At 34.1% G+C, this 11,690-nt stretch carries 9 protein-coding genes; 5 read left to right on the forward strand and 4 right to left on the reverse strand.

What is annotated here, in order from left to right; genetic code table 11:
* Nucleotides 1–207: 207 nt before the first annotated feature.
* Genes Q0505_RS13955 through Q0505_RS13970 form a run of 4 tightly spaced genes read right to left on the reverse strand, consistent with a single transcriptional unit; the run spans nt 208 to nt 6,785 of the window.
* Nucleotides 208–1,368 carry a Wadjet anti-phage system protein JetD domain-containing protein gene (locus Q0505_RS13955; RefSeq protein WP_299213922.1) on the reverse strand — a complete coding sequence of 387 codons (1,161 nt, stop codon included), beginning with the start codon at nt 1,366–1,368 and terminating at the stop codon, nt 208–210.
* Nucleotides 1,365–4,712, reverse strand: coding sequence for an SbcC/MukB-like Walker B domain-containing protein (locus Q0505_RS13960; RefSeq protein WP_299213924.1), 3,348 nt, complete (start codon nt 4,710–4,712; stop codon nt 1,365–1,367). The genes Q0505_RS13955 and Q0505_RS13960 overlap by 4 nt, the downstream gene beginning before the upstream one ends.
* A gap of 37 nt (nt 4,713–4,749) precedes the next feature.
* Nucleotides 4,750–5,328 carry a DUF4194 domain-containing protein gene (locus tag Q0505_RS13965; RefSeq protein ID WP_299213926.1) on the reverse strand — a complete coding sequence of 193 codons (579 nt, stop codon included), beginning with the start codon at nt 5,326–5,328 and terminating at the stop codon, nt 4,750–4,752.
* A complete protein-coding gene (locus tag Q0505_RS13970; protein ID WP_299213929.1) occupies nt 5,325–6,785 on the reverse strand; it encodes a DUF3375 domain-containing protein in 1,461 nt (486 codons plus the stop codon). The genes Q0505_RS13965 and Q0505_RS13970 overlap by 4 nt, the downstream gene beginning before the upstream one ends.
* An 850-nt stretch (nt 6,786–7,635) precedes the next feature.
* On the opposite strand from Q0505_RS13970, the gene pyrR reads away from it, so the two are divergent.
* The 5 genes from pyrR (at nt 7,636) to Q0505_RS13995 (ending at nt 11,311) form a co-directional block, all read left to right on the forward strand.
* Entirely contained in the window at nt 7,636–8,175 is a 540-nt protein-coding gene (pyrR, locus tag Q0505_RS13975; protein ID WP_299213932.1) for a bifunctional pyr operon transcriptional regulator/uracil phosphoribosyltransferase PyrR, read from the forward strand.
* 4 nt (nt 8,176–8,179) lie between these two features.
* Nucleotides 8,180–9,109, forward strand: coding sequence for an aspartate carbamoyltransferase catalytic subunit (locus Q0505_RS13980; RefSeq protein WP_299213935.1), 930 nt, complete (start codon nt 8,180–8,182; stop codon nt 9,107–9,109).
* 3 nt (nt 9,110–9,112) lie between these two features.
* Nucleotides 9,113–9,448, forward strand: a complete 336-nt coding sequence (locus Q0505_RS13985; RefSeq protein ID WP_299213938.1) for a ribonuclease Z — start codon at nt 9,113–9,115, stop codon at nt 9,446–9,448.
* A 511-nt stretch (nt 9,449–9,959) separates the two neighbouring features.
* Nucleotides 9,960–10,877 carry a ribonuclease Z gene (locus tag Q0505_RS13990; protein ID WP_299213941.1) on the forward strand — a complete coding sequence of 306 codons (918 nt, stop codon included), beginning with the start codon at nt 9,960–9,962 and terminating at the stop codon, nt 10,875–10,877.
* A gap of 17 nt (nt 10,878–10,894) precedes the next feature.
* Entirely contained in the window at nt 10,895–11,311 is a 417-nt protein-coding gene (locus Q0505_RS13995; protein ID WP_299213944.1) for a hypothetical protein, read from the forward strand.
* The last annotated feature ends 379 nt before the right edge of the window (nt 11,312–11,690 follow it).

An 11,690-nucleotide genomic window follows, 5' to 3' on the forward strand; every position in this document is an offset into this window, starting at 1 on the left:
GTATACGAGACCCGTATGTACGGTGGTGTGAGAGGCGCAGTGGCGGTTATCTGACCGTCACCCGTCTACTCGATTGTGCATAGTGCTTTTTACGTTCAGTTTGGTTTCCGATGTTTGTTATTTGGTTCGGATTGAGCGTTGGCGAGACATACTCTTTTGCAATTTTCGGCGTAGCGTTGGCTGATGCGAATTGTAAATGTGTATGGCTCAAGCATTGGCATATTCTTTCTCAAAATAAGAATTCACATAGTCAATCGGAATTTTCTCCTGTTCAAGACGCCAGTTGTTTTCTTTTAAAATATCGTATAGCATTTGCTCTTTTTCAGTTAGATTAAGTTGTGTCAAAACTTTTGAAATCGTACCGTAATCTTTTTCAAAAAACTTTTCAAATGTTTCCTCGTCCATAAAGATGCTCTTTACATTAGGAAAATACCCTCTAAACTGAGATAATATTTCAAAGCCTTGAACGTCTATATCACCCCAATAAAGTAATTTTTTACGATTGAACCATTCCACATTTTTTAAGTTAGAAACACTAAATCCGCTTCCAAAAAGTGCAATGGTTTTGTTCATTTTCGGCAGTGTCAGGGCAGTATAAAAATTTGTTTTATTTTCAAATACAATTATCTTTTCAATTGGTAAATTAAGGTTTTCAAACTGACTAATAGGAATAGCAATATCATCTAATCCTGAAAAAAATCTTTGGCTTATTTCTTTGTCAAGTACTTTAAACCGAATTTGTGGCTCAGCATATTTTAGATTAAACCTTTTTTCAAATTGCTTTTTATCTTTTTGGGTATAGTCGGAAATTACTATATCGAGCAACTCTTTAATAACACCTTGATTATTCTCTATAAATTTGGTGTGAACTTTTATTGGTAATTCTCTTATATATAAGTTTGGTGTAGGACTGTGTTTAAAGTATAGGCATACTTTTAATATATCATCCCAATTATTCTGATTCTGAATAACCTTTATAGGTTTATTGATTATCCATTCTTCTAAATCTGGGAATACATTTGTTATTTTATTTACGTTTAATTTAAAAAAATCAACCTCTTTTCGTTTGCTCAAAAATTTTAAAAAATCTCGTTCTGTTTCAAAATATATGGAAATGGGTAAATCCTGTGTACCTAAATGCTTTGTCTTAACTTTTTGAAAATCTAAAGTATAGCCATAGCCATTCTTTTCTTTGGATTGACTAACAATTGCTTTTATTTCCTTCTCAAATTCAGGTAATGACGATTTAGTATATTTTTTATCTCCTCTAATAATTAGTTTATCAAAAGGTGTTTTACTAACCAATGATTTAAGATAATCTATATATTTTCTTTCGGCTTTTTTTCTTATTTCCTGTGGCGTAATCATTGGTTGATTAAATAATTCTCTTTTTCTTTTTTGAATTGTTCTATTGGCATATCGTAAAGCCAAGAATGCCTTTCTTCTTTTCGTTCAACAAAATGTACAAAAGAAATATCATTTTCTACTATATGAATATTGTCACTAGGTGTAACCACTAATAATTGTAAATGAAGTTGTTTACATAGCGTAACCAAATAGCGGGCTTTATCTTCATCTTGAGCTTTAAAGGCTTCATCAATTGCTATAAAGCGAAATGAATCACTTTGTAAACCTTCTTTAGTTAAGCCAAACTGATATGCTATTGCAGAGCCTAAGATGGTGTAAGTTAGTTGTGCTTTTTCGCCACCAGAAAGTTGACCCATATTTTCATAAGTTTTAAACTTTTGGTCATTTTCTTTATAAAATTCTTCGGCTTTGTAATTGTACCACGAACGAACGTCAGTTACTTTTTTACGCCATTCTTCCTTGTCAAGCTTTGAAATTAAAGGCTCTATGTGATTATAAAAGTGATGTTTTCGTCCGTCAATGGAAGCATCAACTTCTCTTATATTCGGAATGGCATCATTAAGTAATTTTCTAAATTCCTTTACTTCATCGTTGATTTTGTTCGGTGCGACCAGTTGAATGTATGTTTTGGGTTTATTTTTAAAATCAATTTCTTTCAATGAATCATTAAGATGTTCAATGTTTTCTTTGATGGAATCAGACCAATTTTCAAAGAACATTCTAAAATCGCCTACTTTATTGGTAATAGTCTCTTGCAAGTAATCGTTGAATTTTTTTTCGAATTTTGGAAGGTTGTCGTTTTCTAGCTTTTCTAAAAACTTCTGGTATTCACCTATAAATTCTAAGTTGGTAGAATCTGGTAGTGAATTAACATCAGAGCGCCAATCCTTGAATTTGTTCGAAATAGTTTCTGTTGGACGTTTAAAAGCATTGATTTTAATGACAACTTCTCTTTCGTTACGCTGTTTTTGTTTGTTTAATTCTGATGTTTCTTCAGAGTTTTTATTCTGAAAATTTTTACGTGCTATTTCAAAATTTGCATAATCAATATCTTCCAAATCAGGATTGTTTATCTCGAATTCTGAAACAACAATCTCACCTAAATTCTCAAAGATAGCTTTGTTATTATTTACAGTATTAATCACAGAATCAATTTCTGTTTGCTTTTTACCTTTTTCTATTACTTTATTTTCAATCTCAACTTCTGATAGTTGCTTTAAATCATCTTGTACTTTCTTTAACTGCTCTTGTAATTTTTTTACTCTGTCATTAGTCTTTTCTAAATCTTCTTTCTGCTCTGTTTTTTCCTGTATTTGGTTCGCATAAGTTTCCCAGTTTATGTCATCGTATTTGTCAAATTTTGAAAATAGATTATGGCATTCATCTCTGTATATTCCTAAGTTTTTTATTTCAGTTTTTTTATCGGAAATAGCAGTTTTATTTTCTATTTGAAGTACTTGTTGCTTTTTAAGTTCTTTTCTCAAAGCAGAAACCTTTTCGGTGTTATCCCAACCCAAAACGTAATTTTCTCTTCTTGAAATATGCTTACGGTCGTCTTTTTCGTGTTTTCCTTTTCTGAATTTTATTAATCCGTTTTGCGTGATTGCCATTTTTGAATAGCGTTCAAATTCTGGAAGATTATCTACACAAACAAAGTCAAACTGCGCTTCCAAATAGCTCTCAATCCATTCGTAATATGGTGTTTTGGTTTTAATATTAATTTTCTTAACCAAAGATTTTTCGTTAATATTTTTATTTTGAAAATTTTTGAGATAATCTTCTTCTTCGTATTTGTCGTAACGGATTCTACCACGTAAATTATTACCGTTAACATACTTGTTTACTTCAGAATAATATTTTGGTGGAATAATCAATCGCAATGCAAAATTGTGAAGTACCTTTTCAATGGATGCTTCCCAAGCTAGCTCGTCTTGTTTTATCTGAATAAGTTCTCCAATAAATGGAATTTCTTCTTTTGTTGCTCCTATATATTCAACTAATTCTTCTCGTATTTCTGCTACACGACCAGCAATATTATTTTTGTTTTTTTGTAATGTCTTAATGGTATTTACTAATTCATCCGTGGATGTTTCAAAATCATCAGCCTTGTTTTTCAGCAAGCGAAGATTTTCACTTTCTTCATCTATACTTTGTTGTGTATTTTGTTTTAAATTTTTAGCATTTTCACGGTTTTCGGTAAATGCTTCATTGTTTGGGTTTGTTTTTAATTTTATCTTTTGAGCAATATTATTATAATCATCAAGTTTTTTACTTCGCAAATCTTTATTTTTTCCTAACCTTGATATTTCACCTTTAAGTTTCTCTATTTGACTCCCGACTTCATCAGATTTTATTTGAACTGTTAAGTCTGTCTCTTGATTTTTTAATTCACTTTCTTTATTTCTGAGTTCTATTAACTCTTCGTTCAATTGAACAAAGTTAACCTTGCATCGTTCTAATTCTTTTTCGCCTAATTGTACACCTTTTTTAGCAAACCAAAAGACAGCTGTTTCTTTTGAATCCTCTAATTGCTGTAAGTTTTTTTGAATTTCATTTAGATTGTTCGCAATGTTATTAATTGGTGTAAGTTGTGTAATCTGTTCTTTGGCTTTTTCAATATTGGTTTTGGCACCCATTAGTGTCAAAAAGCTTTCTTTTAATTGGATGAATTGCGTTTCGGCATCTTGCTCTTCCAGCATATTTGTCCTTATAAATTCATCTAAATCTTCCAAAACCTTTACTCCAACTACTTGATTAAATAAACTTAGTGCTTTGATTGAGCGCATACCAAATAAATGGAACATTCTTTCGCCATAATCAGTTGGTCCGTTTAAAAATTCTATTCTACGCTTTACACTGTTTTCGTTGTATGTTTTGTTTAAGTGCTTCTTCCAATTACCTTTAGAATCAAACTGACTAAAATCTCTTTCTATTTCAAGAGGAACGTGGGCAATACCAAATTGCCTTTTCATTTCATTATTTGAAAACCAACGTACTTGGAATAACGTTATTTTTTTGTCATCTGTATTTTGAAAATGAGCAAGGATTACAGAATAGGTGTTTGTTTCACGCAGTTTTTGAGTTGAAGATGTAGATTTGCCTTCTTCTTGAATATTGCCATAATGTCCAAGAACGTAGGTTTCTTCTGTTCGGTCTCCTTTCTTTTCAACTCCAGATGATTGATTGTAAAATCGAGTTCTTTTAGCTGGCACCATCAAGGTTAGTAAAGCATCGATATAGGTGCTTTTACCAGATGCATTTGCACCTGTTAACAGTGAGTTATGACCTTGTGGATTTATTCTAAATACATTTTGGTCAAATGTTCCCCAGTTAAAAACTTCCATATATTGAAGTCTGAATCCGGCGGTGTCAGAACTTGTGCTAAACAGACTCAACATATTCTTGTAGTTTGTTTTTAAAATCCTGTAATATATCCAGTGTTATTTTTTCTTTGATAATTCGATGTATTTGATATTTCGTTTCGTTGTCTTTCTTGTTAATCTCTTTTAAAAAACCCAATTCTACAGCATTTGAAATATATTTATTCAACTTCTGTTGAAATTTCATCTTATTGTATCCTTCTTGTAAAAAAAGCTCCAATTCATCTTTAATTTCGGTATCGGTAATAAATTTTTCAGATGTTAATTGTGTAGGATTACTATCAAAATCTTCTAAACTTTGTCTTAATACTAATAGAACTATTGATGTTTCAAATCCAATCTGACGTCTTGTTATTAATCCAAGTGTTTTGCCTTCGCTATCTTCAAATTGTTTTACAAATGCAAACCCATCGTCTTTCTTGACAATGAGTTCCAAGCCTATTTGAGCTAAATATTCCTGAATCTGTTCTTGATAATTAATAATATCTTCCCATACGCTTGAGTTTCTTTCGACAACACCTTTAAGCAGTTTTACTATTGCTTTGCTATATGGTTTAATGCTTTGTTCTAAGTTGCTCATTTGGTCAAAATGATTTCGGGTATTGTTATCTGTTTATTGTTTTCGGTATCAAAAATCACACACTGAGTTTTATCTGTGTTTATAGTATGTTTGAATTCTTTTGAAACACCAATATATCCAAATAATTCTGGTAAACCTTTTTGAATACCTCCATAATTTTCAATAACATCTAAAACCGTTGTTTGTGACTTATCTTTAAGAATGTTTTTTATTCTTTTTCTTAATAGTTCTTTATCAATAATTGATTGAGAAAACAGTTTACTTAAATGAGTGGAAGATGTAATGTCTTCGTCAGCAATTTGTGGTTTTTCTGAATAAACTATTTCTTCCTTTTGTTCAAAGGTTAGTTTTCGTTCAAATGGGATATTAATTTCTTGACTATCTTCCAACTCAAATGAAATATTTGAATTTGGTTTTTTACTGTTTAGTTCTACAAGATTTTTTTTAATATCTTGAATTATTCTTTTAGTTAGTTCAGATTTGGAACTTTCACTTTCACGAATAATTCGGCTTAGCTTATCAGCCATTTTATCGTTGGCTTTATATACTTTTTGTCCTGAATAGTGAAGGTGTTTTTTCATTCCTTTTAAGAATGGGTCATTAATAGGGATAGATTTTTCTTCTAATGTTTTATAGAGCTCTGAGGTTAAGCTTTCCCATTTACTCTGTAATTCAGGATTTAAGATGAAAGACCAAAACGCATAAAAACTTTTTCCTTGTTGACTTTCTTTAAGTCCTTCAAGAGCGTCAAAGGTAAATTCCAAAATATCACTTTTATTTAAACTACCATCTGCGTGTTTTCTGTAAATTCCTTTTGTAATATCCTTAAAATTATCTTCTACTTCTTTAAAATCGGAAAGTAGTTCTTTGGCGGATTGATTGATTTGATTAAAACGTGGAAGTATTTCAAACTCCTCAAAAACTTTAACGTCTTCACCTGTTTTTATTCGTTGAATTTGTTGCTCGATTTCCAGTTTCTTCTCTTCTAAAAGCTCTATTCTTTTTTCAGTATCCTCATTGGTAAATTCGACTAGTTCTTTTAATTGATTTAAGATATTGTTGAATTTTGATTCAGTACCGACAAATTCTTCTTTTTTTAAGTTCGCTAACCAGTCTATGGCTTTGTTGGAATGGGCTGATAGTTCAAAGTACACATCACCTTGCTCATCAGGATAATTAGTTAAGAAACCTTTATTAGTCCAATTGAGAATATATTTTTTAGCTTTCTCTTCATAAGTGTCAAAGACAGTGATTTCACTTTCTTCGTCATTTTCAACTTTTTTATACTCCAAAAAGTCTGCTAATTGAGTATGAATTTTGTCGGAAGTAATTACGACTTGATTTTTTGAGAACACTTCAATTAGAAATTCAACAATCATATCTCTATTTCGTAAACGCAACAATTCTACACTTGGCGAAGTGTTTAGAGTTTTTAAGACTTTAGAACTTTCTATCATTCAATTCAATTGTGTTGAGCGTTGGCAGAAACAGCTCTTTTATTTTTTCAGCGTTGGCATTTCGCGTTGGCAAAAAATAAATGTGCTGTTTGCGCGTTGGCTTTTTTAGTTCAAATGTTCAATTTTAGCACGATTTCCGCATTATGCACAACTTGTTTATATCGCACACTCACGATTTTTATAATACATGTGTATCCTCACAAATCTAGCACATATTTTTCAATAGTTGAATGCTAACTTATTGTTTATGAAGTGTTTTTTATGATAATCATTTTGAGATTACCTTGTACAAACGTTTATAACCGTTAGAAACGACTTTTAAATTTGTCTAACCTACATAACTTTTATCAGCGTAGGGTACAGGTTTCCGTAATGGAGATGGATTAGGTAATAGGAATGAGTAGTGTTTTTTTAAGGCTTTTGAGATCTGTAAGTAGCATCAGTTTGAGCTAGGTGTGGGATCTCTCCTAGCGTCGAGATGACTGCACTCGTCATTTCGACAGAGCGAGGTACGAGCGACGAGAAATCGCATAACGGTAAGCAGGGTTTATTTGTAGCTTTTAAGTGAGCTAGGTGTGCAATCTCTCTTACCGTCGAGATGACTCAGCGGTTCAGCTTTTGTGATTAAAGAAGAATCAAGACCGCTACGCTCCAAGAATCATGAATCAAGACCTAGTGTATGCAGCCTTTGAGGTTTTAAGTCCTGATTACTGACTCCCTTGACTCTTGCACCCCTTTCGCGAAAGCGAAAAACCTAAAACTTTAGTCTTACGTCATGATTCCTTTTCGCGACAGCCAATAGAAAAAAACTCCCTATCTTTGCTTTCCGAACATTGTTTTGGAATCATCTATGAGTCAAAAAGTATTACTTAATGCGACCGAGGTACATATTATCCTCAATAGACTGGCTTGTCAACTCATTGAAAATCACGAAGACTTTTCTGATACCGTCCTGATTGGCATTCAGCCGCGTGGTATCTTTCTAGCAGAACGAATTAAAAAACTACTCACAGATACCTACAAGATTGAAAATGTCAAGTTGGGATATTTAGATATTACGTTCTTCCGAGATGATTTTCGCAGAAGCGAAAAAATATTAGCAGCCAATAAAACGCAAATCGACTTTGTGGTCGAAAATAAAAAAGTTGTCTTTATTGATGATGTCTTGTATACAGGACGGAGTATCAATGCGGCGCTAACAGCCATACAAAGTTTTGGACGACCTGAAGAAGTCGAGTTATTGTGTCTGATTGATAGACGTTTTAGCCGACATTTACCCATCCAACCTGATTATAGAGGCCGACAGGTAGATGCGATAAATGAAGAAAAAGTTAAAGTGAGCTGGGTAGAAAATGAAGGCGAAGACACTGTATATGTGATTAATACGTAAGGAGATGAGTGAATTAAGTGTAAAGCATTTACTAGGTATCAAATACATCACCAAAGAAGATATTGAACTGATCTTCAAAACCGCCGATCATTTTAAGGAGGTCATCAACAGACCGATTAAAAAAGTCCCTTCCTTACGGGATATTACGATTGCCAATCTCTTTTTTGAAAATAGTACGCGTACCAAACTCTCTTTTGAACTTGCAGAAAAACGACTGAGCGCCGATGTGATTAATTTTTCGGCAGCGGCTTCTTCGGTAAAGAAAGGGGAGACGCTTATTGATACGGTTAATAATATCCTGTCTATGAAAGTAGATATGGTAGTGATGCGACATCCAAATCCAGGCGCTGGCGTATTTCTTTCTAAACATATCAATGCGAGTATAGTCAATGCAGGCGATGGCGCGCATGAGCATCCTACGCAAGCGTTATTGGATAGCTTTTCGATCCGCGAACGTTTAGGCGAAGTTGCGGGTAAAAATGTGGTCATTGTGGGCGATATTCTGCATAGCCGAGTTGCCTTGTCAAATATTTATGCCCTGAAATTACAAGGCGCCAACGTGAAAGTATGTGGTCCTAAAACCTTGATGCCAAAGTATATTGAAAGCTTAGGTGTTGAAGTCGAGTTAGACTTACGCAAAGCATTACAATGGTGTGATGTAGCGAATATGCTTCGTGTGCAGAATGAACGTATGGACATCAGTTATTTCCCGAGTACCAGAGAATATACCCAGCAATATGGTGTGAATAAAGCCTTATTAGAATCGTTGGATAAAGAAATTGTGATTATGCACCCTGGTCCGATTAACAGAGGCGTAGAAATCACCAGTGATGTTGCCGATTCTGGGCAAGCCATTATCTTAGATCAAGTCGAAAACGGAGTCGCAGTACGTATGGCAATCATCTACTTACTCGCTTCCAAAATCAAACAATAACTCATGAAGGTTACACAAAAAGATACCTATACGATTCTCGAAGACGAGCGTCAGGATGTATTGGATTTTGCTTCCTACTTAGAACGCATCGTTCCAGATAAATATGAAGATCATCACCTAGTCATCAATCTGTTACAATATACCGAGCTGACATTAGAGCAACTCATTGCTTTTTTAAGACTCTCCAACTACCAACGTGCGGATAAAAAATCGTTTGTATTTGTCAATACAGGCATCAATTATGACCTGATTCCTGATGAAATGGTGGTGGTACCCACCCTACAGGAAGCCGAAGATATCATCCAAATGGAAGAGATCGAGCGGGATCTTGGGTTTTGATTTAAAACCCCTTTTAATTCCCGTGAAGGCGGGAATCTCATTATACACTCTCATAATAAACGATTATTTCTTTTCTTTTTTTCATTGCCAAAAAAAGAAACAAAAAAGTCTAGGCTTACGAAACCTTGTCTAAATGTATCGTTCTATTCCTGAATTTCAGAAACTCGCTACGCTCAGACAGTCCGAAATTCTACGGAATCTTCACTTCACATTTTACGACAACTTTTCGAGAGCCGAAACAACATTCAGGAATCATAACTTGAACTTAAAATATCAGAGAATACACCCACCCTTCGAGGGTCGGGGAAAGGGGTATTCGGATTTTAAATAAGGTGTTATTAGTTTTGATTAAAAATGGTAAGTGTTCTTTCTTTTCTTAATCACGTAAGAAAGAGTGAGATTTCCGCCTACTCAGAAATGAAAATATATCCAGAACAAAACAAACTATTAAACAGATATGTATATTTTCGCGTATACATTATAAACAACCCCTATTAGTCAGATTCATCCCATGAGCACTTCCCTTACCGTATCCATTTTAGGTTGTTATGCTGCTGCGCCAGGGGCGTTTAAAAATCCTACATCTCAAGTATTGGAGATTCGCAATCATCTATTTCTGATCGATTGTGGGGAAGGCACACAAGTTGCCTTGCGGCGAAATAAAATAAAATTTGTCCGCATCAAACATATTTTTATTTCGCATTTACACGGCGATCATTTCTTTGGATTGATGGGTGTGATTATGACGTTTAGCTTATTAAAACGTACCGCTCCGCTCACCATTTATGGACCTGTAGGCATTAAAGAAGTCTGTTTATTACAATTGAAGCTGACACAAGGCTTTACCAGTTACCCGTTGCATTTTAAAGAGTTAAAAAGCAAAGAGCCTCAAGTGGTCTATGAAGATGATGTGGTTACGGTCACAACCATTCCGTTGAAACACCGTATTTATACCAACGGCTACTACTTTCAAGAAAAAGTAGGACCTCGTAAACTAGACATTAATTCCGTACTGAATCTCAATATAGATAAAGCCTATTTCAATAAAATCAAACAAGGCGGTGATATGACCTTAGATGACGGAACGGTGGTTTCGAATAGCGAACTCACCTTTGATCCACCACCACCTAAAAGTTATGCGTATTGTAGTGATACCACGTATAAGCCAGCGATTGCAGATCAAATACAAAACGCTACGGTGTTGTATCACGAATCCACATTTTTAGATAGTCACGAGCATTTGTGCAAAGTCACAGGACACAGTACTGCAAAGCAAGCTGCGAGTATTGCAAAACAAGCAAACGTAGCAAACCTAATCTTAGGACATTATTCTACAAGATATCCAGATCTTAATGCGTTTAAAGAAGAGGCACAGACTATATTTGCCAATGTCCATCTCGCAGATGATGGTAACGTATTTACGTTTTAAGATTTAAGACACACACCATGGAAGAAAAGAAACCAATCCCCAAGAAAACAGCGGCACAATTGCAAGAACATTTTGACTTGTTAATCCCTCGCAATCTTTTTCTCGTCAAACAAAATACGTTTACAGACCGTGTGTATCGTGTAGCGGGATCTACCGCTGTCAAAAACAATATTACCATCTCCTTTAAAATCACAGAAGACGATGGCGGTGGTCATGTTTGCGAATATTTTTTAGATGCCAATGGCTACACAGAACATAGACGCTATTTTCTTGCCACCGATCAGGTAGAATTACTTGAAAACTACGAAGGTCAATTCGGTGATGCATCATTTGATGACGAAGATGTCAGCTACGAAGAGCAAATGCGGATTATAAAACACAATAAAAAAGTACGCGATTTACTGATTAAGAAAGGGTTTGTGAAGAAGAAGTAAGTTTTTTTCGCTTTCGCGAAAAAGAATATAGATCGCTTTGCTTATAGAATATAGAGTATAGACTGCTTTTCTGATAGAATATAGAGTATAGACCGCTTCGCTGATAGAGAATAGACCTAATATTAGGAAGTTTCTGTTTCGGTATTTTCTTTTAAGAAGGTAGATGCTTTTTTACTCTTCTATTTTACGCTTTCGCGAAAGCGTATAAAAGAATCTAGAATATAGACCGCTTCGCTGATAGAGAATAGACCTAAATTTTGAAGTTTCTGTTTTTGGTATCTCCTTTTAGGAAGTAAGAAGCTTTTTTGGGTCATCTATTTTTTGCTTTCGCGAAAGCGTATAAAAGAATCTAGAATTTAGACAACACAAAAATAGAGTA

Origin of the sequence: uncultured Dokdonia sp. (assembly GCF_937910895.1) — a bacterium.
Lineage (GTDB): Bacteria > Bacteroidota > Bacteroidia > Flavobacteriales > Flavobacteriaceae > Dokdonia.

Bases quoted from the DNA above. Each gene is read 5' to 3' on its own strand.
- Q0505_RS13955 (WP_299213922.1), bottom strand. From the start codon at position 1,368: ATGATTACGCCACAGGAAATAAGAAAAAAAGCCGAAAGAAAATATATA.
- Q0505_RS13960 (WP_299213924.1), bottom strand. From the start codon at position 4,712: ATGGAAGTTTTTAACTGGGGAACATTTGACCAAAATGTATTTAGAATA.
- Q0505_RS13965 (WP_299213926.1), bottom strand. From the start codon at position 5,328: ATGAGCAACTTAGAACAAAGCATTAAACCATATAGCAAAGCAATAGTA.
- Q0505_RS13970 (WP_299213929.1), bottom strand. From the start codon at position 6,785: ATGATAGAAAGTTCTAAAGTCTTAAAAACTCTAAACACTTCGCCAAGT.
- pyrR (WP_299213932.1), top strand. From the start codon at position 7,636: ATGAGTCAAAAAGTATTACTTAATGCGACCGAGGTACATATTATCCTC.
- Q0505_RS13980 (WP_299213935.1), top strand. From the start codon at position 8,180: ATGAGTGAATTAAGTGTAAAGCATTTACTAGGTATCAAATACATCACC.
- Q0505_RS13985 (WP_299213938.1), top strand. From the start codon at position 9,113: ATGAAGGTTACACAAAAAGATACCTATACGATTCTCGAAGACGAGCGT.
- Q0505_RS13990 (WP_299213941.1), top strand. From the start codon at position 9,960: ATGAGCACTTCCCTTACCGTATCCATTTTAGGTTGTTATGCTGCTGCG.
- Q0505_RS13995 (WP_299213944.1), top strand. From the start codon at position 10,895: ATGGAAGAAAAGAAACCAATCCCCAAGAAAACAGCGGCACAATTGCAA.